We start from the raw sequence: 17,072 nt of genomic DNA, 5'->3' as shown, positions 1-17,072 counted from the left end.
AGCCACGACCAGCAAAGGGCGCCCCAGGCCCCGTCCGTCGACCGCGCCAGGGCCCCCGTCCGGCCACGACCAGCAGAGGGCGCTCCAGGCCCCCCGTCCGTCGGCCGGGACGGCGCCCGGGCCCGTCCGTCGACCTCGTCGTCGGGACGGTCGTCGAGAGTGAAGAGAGCAACGGTGCGGCACGCGCCGAGTTGTCGTTTGCGGGTTACCCCGGGCCGCCACTTCCTCGGTGCCCGGGAGCCTGGAGGCGGGCCGGCCGCCGATGACCACGGTGCGCCGGCCCACTAGTTACGCGCTTCGGCTTTAGCCGGTCGAGCCACGGGCACCGCCGTGCGTCGTGGTCCACCGCATGCGTTGCTCACGTCGTGTCCGTGCGGTGGGCCGCCGACGAGCGCTTGCGGACTCGCGCCGCCAACCCATCTCCCCGCCGGCGACGGGTCGCCAGACAGTGGCGGCGGTCCGGTTAGCCACACGCACCGATAGGTCCGGCTAGCCGAACGACCCGCTGCCGGGCTCGGGCCGGTTCGACCGCGCTGCGCGATGTTTCACGTGAAACCACGTCGTTGGCGCCCACTGCGGCAGAGACCAATCCAGCGCGTTGGCGGCGGCGTGACTTTGGCGCCTTCCCGAGCGTCGACGGTTGCCTCGGCGTAGGCACGCCGCAGAAAGGCCAATGACCCGTCGACGCCCCCGGACACACGAACCACCAACGTCAACCACCCGGGCTGGGACCCGCCACGCAGTCGCCGCTGACGGTCCCACCCGACGTCCATTTCGTCGCCGACCACCCGCTCCTGCCGCAGGGGCAGACCTATTGACTCGATGGGTTGCAACGCGCCCGTGCCTCGGCAACGTTGCCCGGAAGACGTCGCTGCCGAGAGCCTGATGCACGGCGGGACCGGCCCATGCAGCAAAGCATCGCGCGCCGACATAGTCGGAGTAGTGAACTGACCCAACTTGCTCGATCTGGCCCAAGACGGCGACCGCAAGCCGATGGATCACCATTGGTCCACATAGGACAAACGCCGTCATGCGTGCGGATGAACGATGACATCGAGCCGAACGCTACGTTCAAGGCAAAGGCTGGGTTAGTTCGTGTCACGGGCGAGAAGGTCGGGCACAGCCGAGATCCGTCGTTCAGGATGGGCCGAGTCGGTGTCGTTCTCGGCGACGGTGCCCGGTATCGCGATCACGGGTCGCCCAGCCGCCAAGTGCTTGCCACGACCGGCGGGTTGCCACATCTCGTCGCTCGCGTCGCATGGACACCTCGTTTAGGGAGGAGCCTCACCAGACTTTGGTCGAGCCTCTCCGTTGTGACGCGCTGGCGCCGGGCTCTCACAACGCGGGCCTCGGGCGACGCTCCGGCCGCGGGATGATCTGCCGCACGGGCTCTCTGCTTGGCCACGGCTGGGTCGCGGTTCTTTCGTCGAGCTCCTAGCGGCCGGGACTGTTGGCCTGGCGGGCGTCGGGACGCAAGAGCGCGCCTCTCATCCCGCGCGGCGAATCTGCCCGCACGACACTCGACGAGTCCTGGCGATGGTCCAGTTTCCACTCGGTCAGCCAACCCGGCCGTCCCAGCCAGCAGCCGACACACGCGTCCTCCACAGGGTTCGTCGCGACGGCAGCACAGGTGGGCAGGGACCTGCCCGGCACCTCCCGCAACGTCTCGGGAGCCTCCGACCGGGCGGCAGCGTTTGGCCGATCGCGCTTGTGCTCGCCGGCCCTCTCGCAACCACCACTCGGAGCCCGGACGGAGGCGCCCACGGCGAATGCCTCTGGAATGCCAGCCTCCGCCCTCTGGACGCGCCGTCGCGGTGGGCGATTGCAAAGTCCGTAAGGCCTTCCGTCGGCGGCAGGGCAACCATCCACCCGGCACAAAACTCGCCAGTCGCCTGAGACGCCTCCGGTTTGAATCCTCGCCGCCACACCGAATACGGAATCGAGAGCCCCGACCTCATTGCGGAGCGTCGGCAGCCACCTCTACGGTCCGGGGCTGGACCGCGCCGAAACCTCAAGGGCAAGCCATCCATAGGGCCCGCGCCGGACAACAGGACGCTCGCCAACGACGCCGATGAGATCGAGAGCCGGCTGCAAACCTCGAGCCCTCGCGCAGCCCCGCCTGTCGAAGCGGCCGACCCGACCCCCCGCCCGACGATGTTTCACGGGAAACCAAAAGCGCACCGGGCCAAGGCCCAGTGCGCTTCGACGACCGAGAACCGCTACGACTTCGTGGGCTTCGACGAGCCCGCCACAACCGCCGGCGCCGGTCCGGGCTCAGCCGCGGGCGCCTCGATCACCGCGACCTTCTCCCCAGCGCCACCAGCCGCACCTTCGGCCCGCCCGCCAGCCGCCGCGGGCGCACCCGCGGCGGCCGCGCGAGCCTCGCTCTTCGCCCCGTTGACCGGCGCCACCCCAACAGCAACCGGTGCAGCCGCCACCTCAGCCTTGCCCACGGGCTTAGCCGGGCCAGCCGACGACACGGCATCCGGCACACCCTCCGGCGCCTCCGCGATCGCGACCGACAACGGCTCCGCGGAAGTTGCCGCAGCCGCCGCGGCAACCGTCGGTGTCGACTGTGGCGTCAGGCTCGACGGCGCCTGCCACTCGATGTGCGGCGGCTCGGCCAACGGCGTGCCGCCGAACTCCGCGAGCCACGCCGCCACCAACGCCAGGTTCTCGCGCCACACCGACTCGGCGATGGGCGGCAGGATGTCGTCCCACAGCGACAGGAACGTCCCGCGGAGCTGAAGCTGCCCGTACGGCCGCGCCAGGAACCACATGTGCAGGTGTGCCGAGCTGTCGCCCCACCGGTTCACGTGCACCCGGGCCACCCCGTCGAGCGACCGCACCGCGCGCTCCAGGCGGACGGTCATCACCCCGAGCTCGGCGGCCAGCAGGTTCGGGAGGTCGCCCAGGTCCAGATGCGACCGGGCTTCCAGGATGAGCACCATCGGCAGGCCGGTCGGCCGCTCCATAGCGCGTACGCGCCACCGCTCGCTCACCCAGATGTAGGCGTCGTCCGGGGTGTTGCAGGCGACGCAGTCCGCTGCGTCTTCGCCCTTTCGCCGGGGCTCGGCGTCGACGGGGTCGGCAAGCTTCTTGACGCGCAGATCGCCCTCGAACGGGAAGGAGGGCCACTTGGTGTATGCGGGGACCGAGTCGGCGGAGTGAGGCACGAGGGTGACCCTATCGGAGGATGCGGGCCTCCGTCCTTCCCCATTTCGGGCGGTCGAGGCCCCCTCTCCACTCGTTCATCCACAGGCCCACAACGCCTCCGACACGGGGTTTCGCTCTTTCAGAGGGGTGCCTGTGGACAACGCCTGTGTAAAACTTCTGGCCCTCAGTGGATCCGCGTTTCACGTGAAACGGCCGCGAACCCGAATGGGGCTCGCGGCCGTTCGACGTACGAGGGGTCATTCCGTAGGCGGCTCGTCACCCATCCCGATGATGCCGACGATCCGCTCGAGGTCGTCGACCGTCGCGAACTCGATCGAGATCTTGCCCTTGTTGCGGCCGAGCTCCACCTTGACCCGCGTGTCGAAGCGGTCCGACAGCCGGTCCGCCAGATCCGACAGCGCCGGCGCCACGGCCTTGACCCGACGCTTGGCCGGCGTCGCCGGCTTCGCCGGACCGTCAGCGAGCGCGAGCGTCACCAGCTCCTCGGTCGCCCGCACCGACAGACCCTCCGCGACAACCCGGTGCGCAAGCTCCTCCTGGGTCTGCGCGTCATCGAGCCCGAGCAGCGCACGCGCGTGCCCAGCCGACAACACCCCAGCAGCAACCCGCCGTTGTACGACCGCCGGCAGGTTGAGCAACCGAATCGTGTTGGAGATCTGCGGGCGGCTCCGCCCGATCCGACGCGCCAGTTCCTCGTGCGTCGCGCCGAACTCCTCCAACAGCTGCTGGTACGCGGCCGCCTCTTCCAGCGGGTTCAGGTTGGCCCGATGGATGTTCTCCAGCAGCGCATCCCGCAACATCGCGTCGTCCCGCGTGTCGCGGACGATCGCCGGGATCGTCGACCGCCCAACCGCCTGCGCGGCCCGCCACCGCCGCTCGCCCATGACGAGCTCGTAGCGCCCGGCCTCCTCGGTCTCGCGCACCACGATCGGCTGCAGGAAGCCGACCTCCTGGATGGAGATCTTGAGTTCGTCGAGCGCCTCGTCGTCGAAGACCGACCGCGGCTGGCGCGCGTTGGGCACGATCGCGTCGACGGGCAGCTCGGCGAACCGCGCGCCGGGGACGGGCGCCAGGTCCGGATCCGGGTCGCTCGCCGCCGGCTGAGGAGCCGCCTTCGCCGCTGGTTGAGCCTCATCCTGGGGTACGGGTGGCGGCGTCGGCGCCTCCGCCGGGGGAGCGGACACCTGCGCGGGCGGCGCGCTGGCAACGGGCGGCGCCTCCGGCTCCGTCTCGGTCTCCACCGGCGGCGGCGCGACGGCGACGGACGACGCCGGAGCCTGAGCCGGAGCGGTGGGGATCAGCGCACCCAGCCCGCGTCCAAGACCGCCCCTCGGACGGTTCTTCATGCCTTGCCTCCCTTGACGCCACGCTCAGCGATCTCCTGGGCCGCCTCGAAGTAGCTGGTGGCGCCACGCGACCCTGGATCGTAGGTCATGACCGACTGGCCATAACTCGGCGCCTCGGAGACCCGGACGTTGCGGGGGATGACCGCGCGCAGCACCTTGTCGCCGAAGTGGTTGCGCACGTCCTGTTCGACGGCGTCGGCGAGGCGGGTGCGGCGGTCGTACATGGTCAGCAAGATCGTCGAGACGTCGAGCGTCGGGTTGAGGTGCTGCCGTACCAGATTGATGTTGTTGATCAGCTGGTTGAGACCCTCCAGGGCGTAGTACTCGCACTGGATCGGGATCAGCACCTCCTGCGCCGCGACGAGCGCGTTGACGGTCAGGAGGCCGAGCGACGGTGGGCAGTCGATGAAGACGTAGTCGAAGGTGCCCGGATGCGCGGCGATCGCCCTTGACAGGCGGGACTCACGGGCGACCACGGACACAAGCTCGATCTCCGCACCAGCAAGATCAATTGTCGCGGGTACGCACCAGAGGTTCGGGATGCCCTCGACCGCCTGGGCGACGTCCGAGAGCGGCACGTTGTCGATCAGGCAGTCGTACACGTCCGGAATGCCAGCGTGATGGGGCACGTTCAGACCGGTCGACGCGTTGCCCTGCGGGTCGAGGTCGACCACCAGGACGCGGTTGCCGTGCAGAGCCAGGCCCACCGCCAGGTTGACGGTGGTCGTGGTCTTGCCCACACCGCCCTTCTGGTTGGCGACGCACATGATCCGAGTGTGGTCCGGGCGCGGCATGGTGATCTCGCCGCTCGGATTCAGGATCTGGACGGCGCGTAGAGCTTCCATCGCCAACGGCGGGTCGTCGTCTTCACGTGTAGGGGTTTCACGTGAAACGTACGCGTCGGTCACCGCTTCCTCCGGGGTCGCCTCGGGCGCAACGGTAGGCGTAGCGGACCGAGTTGGTGCGGGCCGGGGCGGAGCGACATCGACCCGATCCGTGGTAGGGGCTGGTTGCGGACGTGGGGCCGGCGCGGGAGAGCGCTCGGCCACATCGGGCCGACCCTGATAGCCGGCGCCGCCGCCGTTGTCTGGGCTAGAGAATGGTACGGCGAGGGGTACACGCGGCGCTGTCCCGGACCCGTCTGACGCGGTAGCTACCGGCTCTGTCTGTCCACTCGCGACGCGGGGGTGGGGCAGACCAGTGTCGGGGACCGCCGCGCGCCTACCGACCGCCCAACCATCGGGCCCGGTTTCACGTGAAACATGAGGCGCTGTCGCGCCGGGGTCCTGGTCGTCGTTGTCATGCACGGTGTCGTCCCTGTCCGCTCGGGGTGTATCGGCTTCGCCGAAGCTCGAGGTGATCGCGTGTGGCGGCGACGTCGCTCCGGCCGGCCCAGCCGAGGCGGTGCGCTGCTGGTCGGCCGCTGCGGGCGGGTGCGTCCCGGCCGCGTCTTCCGCACTGGTGCCGCGCGGCCAGCCTACGGCCGTTCTCCGTTCAAGGCCACGGCTGTTCGGGTCGTCGGTGCTTTCGGTACCCGAGTGTGGAGGGACAAACACCAGGAACCCGTCAACGAGCCGCAGGTAACCACCCCGCCGCGGCGTCGCGACCGGCGGCCAACCCGTCCCACCCACCGGTACGCGACGGGAACCTGACACGTTGCCACGCCGACTAGCGGCCTTGGCGCTCTGCTCCGATGCCTCCTCCGGGTCCGGCTCGGTACGTGGCGTCTTGTTGCTCGGCCTCACCGGCCGGACGCCGGCCTCGCCGGGCCCCTGATTCCCGGCCTTTCGCTTCATGTCCGACGAAGCGGACTGCCCTTCACGGCTTGCCCGCTGTTGCGCCGGTGTGGACCGTGCCGCCGCGGACCGGCGGGCCGAGTCCTCCTGATGAGTTTCGTTAGTCCGTTCCACGTAATTAGCAGCCTTACGACCAGCCCCGCCCGTTGTGTTCCGGCGATCGGACCCCGCCGGCTCACCGCCCCGCATAACCGAACCAGACACCGCAGAACCTCGACTCGAATCGCGCGATCCTCTGCCATTACTTGATCCACCCGATTCGCCCTTGGAGCAAGTCGGGCCGTCATCAGCGCCAGGCCGCTGACGCCGAACAACGCGGCGCTTCCCACTCACCGACGGTGGGGCCTCTGAACCAGACCCCGACGCGTCGCGCCCGGCGACCTCCCGGTCGTCGGCGTCTTGGGCGTCTGCCGCCAGGACAGCCGCACTCCGGCCGACCGCGTCCGCCTCGCTCGCGTCCCGCCGACGCACATCGCTCTCGACCGCGTCCCGACTGTCCACGCCGCGAACGGCTGCAGTCCGCGCGTCCTTGTCCTGCCCAGCCGTCTTCCGGCGACCGACGCTTCGCCTGGCTGCGTTCCGCGGGGCCTCGCCTTCACCAGCGTCGTCCTGGCTAGCCTTGTCCCGCCTGACCGCGTCCGGGCCGACCGCATCGAGCTCGACCTCCTCCTGGCTGCCGGCGTCTCGCAAGACAACATCCTTGGCGCCCGCATCTCGACTAGCTGCATTCCGCGGCGCCTTGGGCTGCCTAGCCGAATTCCGCCTGACCGAATCCCGCCCGCCGGCATCCCGCCCGACCGCGTCCCGCCCGCCGGCATCCCGCTCGACCGCGTCCCGACCGCCGGCGTCTCGTGCGATCACATCGCTCTCGCTCAAGTCTCGGCCGGCTGCATGCCGCAGGGCCGTGTGCTGCCGGGCCGTGTCACGCCCAGCCGCCTCGCTGCCGGACCCATTTCGACTGGCTGCACGCCGCGGCGCCTTGTGCTGGCCAGCCGGATCATGCTCAGGGTCCCTCCCGGCCGAGGAACCGTCGCGGTCGCGAGCCGAAGGCCTGCCTGTCTGGGGAGCGTCGACGAGCGCATCTGACACGAAGTCAGGTGCATCGTCCAGCGGACCAGCTACAGCTGCCACGACGCCCCGTCGGGTGCCAGGACGTGCGGGCTTGCTCTGGGCCGCGAGTTCGGTGGCCTGCCGTGCACGTGGCGAGCGCCCTCGCGGCGCGCCCGACGCCGTGGTTGGTTCTTCGATGCTCGGGGACCCGGGAGACCGGGACCGTAGGGGAGCGGCGATATCTGATTCGTCGGGGACAAGTCGAGGCTCGGAATGCCGAACAGCGGGCCGAACGCTTGAGCGGCTGGAGCCGGATCGCCCTGCTTCACTCTGATTTCCCACCGCGGACCTTTGGCGTGCAACGGTGGCGTTGGTATCGGCGTCCGCACCCAAGGCGCTCCGATTCGCGCGCTTGTCGTGGAGCCCTGAGCCCTCGACAGCGATCGGTTCCTGCGCCGAAGTCCGCCGTGCTGCGCGAGCCCGCTTCGCCGCGCCGGCCGCGGGGCTCGCATCGGAACCCAAATCGTGGACTACCGCTGAGCCGAGCGAGGACGGCGCGTTCGGTTCCACCTCGCCTACGGAATCGCGACGACGTCGCGAGGTCGCGACCGATGACCGGCCCTGGCTCTTGCTGGCCTTCGACAATGGTGGCGCGGCCGCCGGTGAAGCGGCATCACGGCCGCTGGGTTCGAGCGGTGCCGAATCGTCGGAGACTCCGGGCGGCCCTAGGCCACCGGCGGCGTCCCGGGCACCACGGCCGCGGGACGCAGACGACGCTGGCGTGGTCGGCGTCTTCGCCACGACGGCCTTCTTCGTCGCGGCTGAGGAGGCGGCCTTTGCCGCACGCCGGTGAGCCCCTTCCGAGGCGGACGATGCGGCAACTTCCTCGCCTGGGGTTGCGGCAACCTCGGTCCGACGCCGCGTTGCGGCAACTCCAGTCCTGCGCGGGGTCGCGGCAACGTCGGTCTCAGCCGTTGCCGCAACCCCCGTCGCGCGTGGGGTTGCCGCAACCTCGGTAAGACGCCGCGTTGCGGCAACTCCAGTCCTGCGCGGGGCTGCGGCAACGTCGGTCTCAAGCGTTGCCGCAACCCCCTTCGTGCGTCGGGTCGCCGCAACCTCGGTCCGAGGCCGCGTTGCGGCAACTGCGGTCCTGCGCGGGGTTGCGGCAACGTCGGCCTCAGGCGTTGCCGCAACCCCGGTCGTGCGTGGGGTTGCCGCAACCTTCGTCCGACGAGGGGTTGCCGCCACCTTGGTCTTTCGCGCTGACGTCGGCGTTGCGGCAACGCCGCGACCACTCCGCGGCGGCGACGCCTCTTTGCCGCTCGCGCCGTCCGTCACCGCGCCAGCACGAACTCGGCCTGGTGGCCGCTGCGGGGCAAGGTTTGACCCCGACTCGGAGGTCGTCCGCGGCCGAGCGACTCCGGCAGCCGCGCCATCCGACCCCGAGCTGGCAATGGCACGGCGAGGGGCCCGCTTCGAGGCGACGTTGGACTCCGACTCGCCGGTCGACCGCAGCCGAACTGCTCCCGCAGCCGCGCCCTCCAACCCCGAACCGGCAGTGGCACGGCGAGGAGCCCTCTTCGAGGCAGCGTCGGGCCGCGCGCCGACAGCCGACCGCACCCCGCTCGCCGCGGGTACACCATCGGAAATCGTGCCGCCACGACCTGCGCGGGGCGACCCCTTCGAGACGGCATCGGATTTTGCTCCGGAAGCCGACACGGCCGCCCGCGCAGACCCACCGTCCGAACCCGCGCCGCCACGGGATGCCGGCGTCGAATCGGCACCGAGCTTCGCGCCCGCAGCCGACGGCGCGTGAGCGCCTCCCGCGGGCGCGCCGCCCGAACGCCCGACACCACGACCAGTTCCGGCCGACTTCGAGGCGCTGTCCGGCGACGTCGCGGATACCAACCGGGCCCCGCGCGCTGTTGCAGGCGCGCTGTCCGCCTTCGCACCAACACGAGCACCGCGAGGCGACCTCTTCGAGACGCTGTCCGGCGACGTCGCCGAAACCGACAGGGCCCCACCCCCTGCCGCAGGCGCGCCGTCCGACTTCGCACCAACACGAGCACCGCGAGGCGACCTCTTCGAGACGCCGCCTCCCGCTGGCACGCCACCCGAAACCGCGACCCCACGACCAGCGCGAGGAGTGCTCTTCGAGGCGCCGTCCGGCGCCGCCGCAGAAACCGACCGCGGCACAGCAGCAGCCGCGCCGTCCGACTTCGCGTCACCGCGACCAGCGCGAGGCACCCGCTTCGAGACGCCCTTCGCGGACGCCACGGAAGCCGACCGCGCCACGGACGCAGGTGCAGCGTCCGAGGACTTGGCGCCACCACGACGCGCCCGGGGAGCGTCCAGGTCCGCAGTGGCAACCGGCCCTACGCGCGTGGCCCCCGCGACCGCGGCGCTCGAACCCGCGCCACCACGGCCAGCGCGAGGCGTCCGCTTCGTGACCCCGTCGCGGGAAGCCACGGAAACCGACTCCGCTCCGGACGCAGCCGCACTGTCAGAAGGCCGGGCGGCACCACGAGGTGACGGTTTCGCGGAAGCATCCCGGTCCGCGCCGCCGCTGCCAGAGCGAGGCGCTCGCTTCGAGACACCCTCCGGCGACTCCGCGGAGCCCGGCCCCTCGGCAGTCGGGCCGTCCGACGACTCGGCGTCAACACGACCACGGCGAGCCCCCCGCTCCGGGGAAGCGTCCGCATCGGCGCGATCACCCGGTGGATCAGCCAAAGACGGCGGGGAAGTGGATTCGAACCCAGGTGCTGGTCCCCGCCGACCCATCTAACCCCTCCGCGTTGTCCCGCGCCCTCCGCCGCTCTCCGATGAGGAGCGGCGCCGACCCCGGCCGGCCGGCCGGGGTGATGCCGGCTCGACTACGCGCTCGCGGACGATTTCCACGACGGTCGTCGGCGGGTCGACGAGGCCGACCCCGCACTGCCGGACGACCGGCGTGGCACCACCCAGTCGACCGATCGCGGTCTGGTGTTCCGCGATCTCGTCGGAGGCCGACGCGCCCTTCAGGGCGAGCAGCCGTCCGCCGGGTGCGGTGAGGGGGAGACACCAGCCGGCGAGTCGGTCGAGCGGCGCGACCGCCCGAGCGGTGACCACGTCGGCCGGGTCAACTGCGGCCCGTACCTCCTCCGCTCGGCCGCGGACGACTGTCACGACAGCGTCCAGGCCCAGCGCGGTCACCACTTCCGCCAGGAAGGCGGTCCGTCGTGCCAGTGGCTCGACCAGAACGACGGAAAGATCCGGTCGCGCCACCGCAAGCACGATACCGGGCAAACCGGCCCCAGACCCTACGTCAATCACCGAAGCGCCGGAAGGGATCAAATCGGTCATCACGGCACAGTTCAGAAGGTGCCGGTCCCAGAGACGCGGGGCCTCGCGGGGGCCGATCAGGCCGCGAACCACACCGTCCGTGGCCAGGAGGGAGGCATATCGAGCAGCCAGCGGCAGGCGGTCACCGAAGACCACCGAAGCTACGGCCGGAGGGACAGGGAGGTCGGTCACGAACGAACTCCAGACATGCAACGGCCCGGGCGGCGAACCACCCGGGCCGACAAGCTCAACAGCATCAGGGAGCCGGGCGCACGATGATCCGGCGGTGCGGCTCGACGCCCTCGGACTCGCTTTCGACACCCGCAAGAGCGTTGACCACATCGTGTACGCACTTGCGCTCGAACGCCGACATCGGCTCCAGGCGCACGGGCTCGCCGTACTCCTTGACCTTCTCGACCGCGTTCTTGGCCACCGCGGCCAGCTCCTTGCGGCGGTTGGCCCGGTAGCCACCGACGTCGAGCAGCAGGCGGCTCGGCGAGCCGGTCTCGCGGAAGACCGCCAGCCGGGTCAGCTCCTGCAGCGCCTCCAGCGTCGCGCCGCGCTGGCCGACCAGCGGCTGCAGCCGGCCGCCGACGACCTCGACCACCGGCCGGCCGCCGGACACCAACTCGTCGATGTCGCCGTCGTAGTCGAGGATGTCCAGCAGGCCTTCGACGTAGTCCGCGGCGATCTCGCTCTGCCGGAACAGGTCGTTGTCGCTGGTCTCCTTGGCCTCACCGGCGTCCGCGCCGTCGCCCGACGCCTCGTCGCCCTCGTCCGCCTCGTCAGCCTCATCCGCTTCGTCCGCTTCTTCGGCCAGCTCAGCGGCCTCGTCCGCACGCGCAGCAGCCTCGTCGTTCTCCTCGTCGAACGGCTTATCGGTGCGGGGGATGCTGGTGTCGGTCACGGTGTCATCTCCGTATGTCTGCTTGCCGGACCATCAGGTCCGCTGGTCAGCCCGGGCGGGTGAGCGGGTCACCCCGGCGCCGGGCACGTTTGTCGTCGCGAGGCGCGGCCGGCGGAGGAGGCGCCGGCCGCAGCGCTCACTTACGTTTCGCCGGTCTGCGGCCGCCGGCCTTCTTCGGGTTGACCGGTTTCGCGCCGGGCTTGGGCGCGAGGGCCTTGCCGTCGACCGCGCCCTTCGCCTCGGGTTGCTTGCCGTTGGACTTGGCCGCGTCACGAGACGAGGACTTGCCGACGGCCTTGGGCGCCGCGCCGGCCTGCGGGGCGGCGGCCGACTTGGCGGCCTCGGTGATGCGGCTGAGCAGTCCACCTGACTTCTGTTGCGGCTGGGACTCGCGCGCGGCCGCGGCGGCCCGCGCCTTCTCGCCGGCCTCCGAGTAGCGGTTGACCGTGGCGGCGGTGCTGACCTTCGGCGGCGGGAACTTGCGCAGCACCCACTGCTGCTGGCCGAGGGTGAACAGGTTGTTCGTGACCCAGTAGATGATCACACCGATCGGGAAGATGGCACCGGAGATCAGCAGCGAGGCCGGGATGCCGTAGAGCATGAGCCGCTGGAGCATCCGCTGCTGCGGGTCCTCGGCCCAGCCCGTCTTGAGGATCATCTGGCGGCTGGTCAGATATGTCGTGGCAATCATGACGACTACGAGGAGGGCCGCGATGATCTTGACGGTCGTGACGCTGGCGTCAAGGGCGGCGAGCTCGGTCGCGCTCGAGCCGAACCGGCCGGAGATGGGCGCGGTGAACAGGGTCGCGTGCGACGCGCTGTCGAACTGCTGCGCCGTCCAGCCGTACAACTCCTTGGCCTGGTTGTTGGGGTTGAGGCGTTTGAGGACGTGGAAGAGGCCGAGGAAGACCGGAATCTGCAGGAACATGGGCAGACAGCCCATGAGCGGGTTGGCCTTCTCGGTCCGGTACAGCTCCATGATCTCTTTTTGGAGCGTTTCCCGGTCGCCCTTGTGTTTCTCCTGCAACTCCTTGACCTTGGGTTGCAGGGACTGCATCGCGCGTTGCGACTTGATCTGTTTGACGAAGATGGGGAACAGAACCACGCGGACCGTGACGACCAGGAAGAAGATCGACAGGATCCAGGACCAGTTGGTGCCCAGCACCGCCTTGTCCGGCACGCCGATGGCATCCCACACCCCGTGCCAGCGCAGCAGGATCCACGAGATCGCCCAGTAGATCCAGTCAAGACTGATGTGCACCAAGGGCTCCCGTCACTCGGTCAGGGGGTCCGCCGCGCTGGCGGGGCGACGACGGCCCGGTTCCGGCACCGGGTCGTAGCCACCGGGGTGGAAGGGGTGGCAGCGCAGCAGCCGCCAGATCGCCAGACCGGTTCCACGGATCGCGCCGTGCCGCGACACCGCCTCGAGGGCGTATGCGCTGCACGACGGGTAGAACCGACAGCGGGCCGGCAGTGCCGGGCTTATCCAACGACGGTACGCGATGATGCAAAAAGCCAGTACGCGGGCGGGGATGCTGGGGCGTTTGGGTGTCGCGTTGCTGATGGTTTCCTGAGAACTCACGGCCCCTCCCGACCCTTCCGTGGGCTCCGCGCCGCCGAGATCGCCTTGTCGAGATCAAGACCGAGCCGCTGGTACGAGCTGTCGGCGGCCGCGGGCAGCGCCCTTACTACCAGCGTGGCGCCCTCCGGCAACGCCGCCAAGCGTTCCCGTGTGAGATGCCGCAACCGGCGCTTGACCTGGTTGCGCACCACGGCGCCACCGACGGCCTTCGACACGACGAAGCCGGCGCGCGCCGGTGGTGTGGCGTTGGCCGCACCAGTGGCGGACGCCGGCTGGTCGAGATCGTGCGGGAACGGGGACGGAAGCGTCAGATGGACGACCACCGCACCGCGACCGGCCCTGCGGCCGCCACGAAGAGCGGTGGTGAACTCGTCGCGGCGCCGAAGGCGCTGCGCGGGGGCCAGCATCGCTGCCCTACTTCCATCCTGGTGCCGGACTGACGATCAGGCCGACAGTTCCTTGCGACCCTTGGCCCGGCGGGCGGAGAGGATGGCACGGCCGGCGCGGGTGCGCATGCGCAGCCGGAAGCCGTGGGTCTTGGCACGCCGACGGTTGTTCGGCTGGAAGGTGCGCTTGCTCACGTCAGGCTCTCCGTCGTCGGGCGGCCCGAACAGGCGGGCCGGTCTTGGTTGATGCGCGGCGCGCCGCACGAGGCGTGCCTCGGCGCGTCGGCCGGCGTGCTCGAGATGCGAGACGCACCTACCCAGCAAACATCCGTCACCCTACCAGAGGGCGACGGAGCGGCCGCTCTAGCCTACGCACCGCCGCAATGACCGTCAAACACCGGCAAACGGCGCGTCGTCGCAGGCCGCGGCGGGTACGGCGCAGCCCAATCGTGCCCCCTTTTGCGTATACCGAGAAGGCAGTTCTGTGGACAACGGTTGTAGGGGTGTGGACAACGCTGTTAGCGTGCCGGGTTGCTGGTCGGCGATCTGGGGGGCTCACGGCTGCCATACGGGGCAAAACCGGGCGAGGTGGTCAATCGTTCGGCACGGTGAAGCCACACCACTGCCGAATCGGTCGAGTCCGGTTCGTCAGTTCGTATGGGTAAAGGGCCACGATCGGCCAGCACACAGGCTGTGGACAACTTGTGGACAGCGGTCAGGCCAGCCGCCCGTACGCGGGGGACTGTGCCCAGGTGGCAGCGGGTCTGAGCAGGCCCGTCGCGGCCGAGCACATGGATCGAGGGGGGTGGCGACAGGGTGTCCGAGACGATCGATCTCGCCGGCGTGTGGCTGGCGGCGACCGACGAGCTCGCGGACGAGATCGTCTCCGCCCAGCAGCGCGCCTACCTCCGGTTGACCCGGCTCCGCGCGATCGTCGAAGACACCGCCCTGCTGTCCGTGCCCGACGCGTTCACCCGGGACGTCATCGAGTCCCGGCTGCGGCCGGCGATCACCGAGGCGCTCTCCCGGCGGATGGGTCGCGCGATCCAGGTCGCGGTCACCGTCCGCCCCCCTGAGGACGGTCAACCACGGCCGGCCGGCTTTCCGCTCGGGCCCCCGGCACCCCCCACGCCGGACGAGGCCGGCGGGTTCGCCGCCAGCGCCTACCCGCCGCACCAGCGCACCACCCCGCCGGACACCACCGGCCAGGCCGAACCGCCCAAGCCGGCCGCCGCGCCGCCGCCGTCACCACCGGCTCCCGCCCCCCGCCAACCCGGCACGCCGCCGCAGCCCACCGCGCGCCCGAGCGCGGCAGCCACGAGCCCGGCACCCGCCGGGGAGCCGCGGCCGGCCGCCAAGCCGGACCAGATCAACGCCCTCAACGCCCCGACCGCGCTGCACAGCGTCATCCAGCCGAAGCCCAACCCACCGGTCGACCCGGCACCGACCAGCCCGGCCGCGCCGGCCCAGGGCGCCCGCCCGACCGGCACCGGAGCCGTCGGCAAGGCCCGCCCGCCGGTGCCAGCCGCGAACCCCACCCCGCGGGGCGCCGAACGCGACCGCCAGGACGCGCTGTTCAGCACCCCGTACCCGGCGTCGCCGCCCCAGGCCGTCCCCGGCTACTCCAGCGGCGGCACCACGTACGGCACGCCGTACCAGCCGCGCGAGGAACAGCGACCGGCCGCGCAGCAGGACCAGCCCGACAACCGCAGGCTGCCCTACGACGAGCCGCCCACGCAGGCGATGCGGCGCGAGGGTGGCGACAGCGGTCCGGGTCGCCGCGACGAACGGCGCGCGGGTGCCGACGGTGGCGGCAACCGCCTCAACCCGAAGTACATGTTCGAGACGTTCGTCATCGGCTCGTCCAACCGGTTCGCCCACGCGGCGTCCGTCGCGGTGGCCGAGTCGCCGGCGAAGGCGTACAACCCGCTGTTCATCTACGGCAGCTCCGGGTTGGGCAAGACGCACCTGCTGCACGCGATCGGCCACTACGCCACGACGCTGGGCAACGCACGGTCGGTGCGCTACGTCTCGACCGAAGAGTTCACCAACGACTTCATCAACTCGCTGCGCGACGACAAGACCAGCGCGTTCCAGCGCCGCTACCGCGACGTCGACATCCTGCTGATCGACGACATCCAGTTCCTGGAGAACCGCGAGCGCACGCAGGAAGAGTTCTTCCACACGTTCAATACCCTGCACAACGCCAACAAGCAGATCGTCATCACCTCCGACCGGTCGCCGAAGCAGTTGGCCACATTGGAGGATCGGCTGCGCACCCGGTTCGAGTGGGGGCTGCTGGCCGACATCCAGCCGCCGGACCTCGAGACGCGGATCGCGATCCTGCAGAAGAAGGCGGCGCAGGAGCGGTTGTACGCGCCGCCGGACGTGCTGGAGTTCATCGCGTCGCGGATCGCCAACTCGATCCGCGAGCTCGAGGGCGCGCTGATCCGGGTCACGGCGTTCGCCTCGCTGACCCGGTCGCCGGTCGAGCTCGCGATCGCCGAAGAGGTGCTGCGCGACTTCATCCCGGACGGGTCGGGCCCGGAGATCACCGCCGATCAGATCATGGTGTCGACGGCTGACTACTTCGGCGTCTCGCTCGAGGACCTCCGCGGCCATTCCCGTTCGCGGGTGCTCGTCAACGCCCGCCAGGTGGCCATGTATCTCTGCCGCGAGCTGACCGACCTGTCGCTGCCCCGGATCGGGCAGGCGTTCGGCGGCCGCGACCACACCACGGTGATGCACGCGGACCGGAAGATCCGCCAGCAGATGGCGGAACGGCGGTCGCTCTACAACCAGATCGCCGAGCTGACGAACCGGATCAAGCAGAGCTCGTAGCGTTGCGCTGAGCGCACGCGGTTATCCACACCGCTACACGCGTATCCACAGCCCGACATCAATCCACAGGATGTCGGGCTTTTCCACACCTGGTCCACACCCGTACCCCCAGAGGTATCCACACGTGGAAAAACCGTCGCTGCCAGCGTTTCCAGTATTGTCCGGATTAGGTTGTTTACTACGATCAGTCTGGATCAGTCTGCGTCCCCAGGTTTGTGCACACGTAAGGAGCGGTTATCCGCAGAACACACAGGTGACTCGCGTTCATCCACAGTTCCCACAGGCAATCCACAGCCGCTGTCCACCGTCGTGGACGGCGTCGCGGTCGTGCCCGTCGATGTCCACACAGGCTGTGGACGAAGGCTGGGGACAGTGCTGTGGACGCGGGTCCGGACGTCCACAGCTGCGCGCACCATGTGCGGAGTGTGTTGAAGGTTCTGGGGAAAGGCCGAAGATGATCTCTAACGGGGTGTGGAGAAACCGTGGGTAAACCCGGTGGACAACCGGTGGACAACTTGGCGTGGCTGTGTGCGAGCGGTCGGCTGTGGATCGGGGGCCGAGTTACACGCAGGCTCATCCACACGTTCGACACCGGTGGATAACATATCTGAGCAGCCAAAACAGCGACGATCCACAGTTCGCACAGGACCGATGAAGACGACTAGA

The 17,072-nt window shown here is 70.0% G+C and carries 10 protein-coding genes; 1 reads left to right on the top strand and 9 read right to left on the bottom strand.

What is annotated here, in order from left to right:
* Window positions 1–2,219: 2,219 nt before the first annotated feature.
* The 9 genes from Air01nite_RS11755 to rpmH form a co-directional block, all read right to left on the bottom strand.
* On the bottom strand, window positions 2,220–3,176 hold the full coding sequence (locus tag Air01nite_RS11755; RefSeq protein ID WP_203702121.1) for a hypothetical protein: 957 nt from the start codon (window positions 3,174–3,176) through the stop codon (window positions 2,220–2,222).
* 237 nt (window positions 3,177–3,413) lie between these two features.
* A complete protein-coding gene (locus Air01nite_RS11750) occupies window positions 3,414–4,523 on the bottom strand; it encodes a ParB/RepB/Spo0J family partition protein (RefSeq protein WP_203702040.1) in 1,110 nt (369 codons plus the stop codon).
* On the bottom strand, window positions 4,520–5,572 hold the full coding sequence (locus tag Air01nite_RS11745) for a ParA family protein (RefSeq protein WP_275408196.1): 1,053 nt from the start codon (window positions 5,570–5,572) through the stop codon (window positions 4,520–4,522). The genes Air01nite_RS11750 and Air01nite_RS11745 overlap by 4 nt, the downstream gene beginning before the upstream one ends.
* Window positions 5,573–10,150: 4,578 nt before the next feature.
* Entirely contained in the window at window positions 10,151–10,882 is a 732-nt protein-coding gene (rsmG, locus tag Air01nite_RS11740; RefSeq protein WP_239090656.1) for a 16S rRNA (guanine(527)-N(7))-methyltransferase RsmG, read from the bottom strand.
* A 64-nt stretch (window positions 10,883–10,946) separates the two neighbouring features.
* Window positions 10,947–11,510, bottom strand: a complete 564-nt coding sequence (locus Air01nite_RS11735; protein ID WP_373310383.1) for a Jag family protein — start codon at window positions 11,508–11,510, stop codon at window positions 10,947–10,949.
* A 223-nt stretch (window positions 11,511–11,733) separates the two neighbouring features.
* Window positions 11,734–12,852: a membrane protein insertase YidC gene (gene yidC / locus Air01nite_RS11730; RefSeq protein WP_203702113.1), complete on the bottom strand. Its 1,119-nt coding sequence runs from the start codon at window positions 12,850–12,852 to the stop codon at window positions 11,734–11,736.
* An 18-nt stretch (window positions 12,853–12,870) separates the two neighbouring features.
* Window positions 12,871–13,161, bottom strand: a complete 291-nt coding sequence (gene yidD, locus Air01nite_RS11725) for a membrane protein insertion efficiency factor YidD (protein ID WP_203702112.1) — start codon at window positions 13,159–13,161, stop codon at window positions 12,871–12,873.
* Window positions 13,162–13,175: 14 nt separating this feature from the next.
* Window positions 13,176–13,586, bottom strand: coding sequence for a ribonuclease P protein component (rnpA, locus tag Air01nite_RS11720; protein WP_203702037.1), 411 nt, complete (start codon window positions 13,584–13,586; stop codon window positions 13,176–13,178).
* 36 nt (window positions 13,587–13,622) lie between these two features.
* A complete protein-coding gene (rpmH, locus tag Air01nite_RS11715; RefSeq protein WP_203702036.1) occupies window positions 13,623–13,760 on the bottom strand; it encodes a 50S ribosomal protein L34 in 138 nt (45 codons plus the stop codon).
* Between the two features lie 621 nt (window positions 13,761–14,381).
* Here rpmH and dnaA point away from each other — a divergent pair.
* The gene (gene dnaA / locus Air01nite_RS11710; RefSeq protein ID WP_203702035.1) at window positions 14,382–16,406 is read left to right on the top strand and encodes a chromosomal replication initiator protein DnaA; all 2,025 of its coding nucleotides are present in this window, start codon (window positions 14,382–14,384) and stop codon (window positions 16,404–16,406) included.
* Window positions 16,407–17,072 lie beyond the last annotated feature (666 nt).

The organism is Asanoa iriomotensis, from assembly GCF_016862515.1.
GTDB classification, from domain to species: Bacteria; Actinomycetota; Actinomycetes; order Mycobacteriales; family Micromonosporaceae; genus Asanoa; species Asanoa iriomotensis.
Note: the sequence above shows the minus strand (reverse complement) of the source record. Positions and strands in the feature narration are given on the sequence as shown.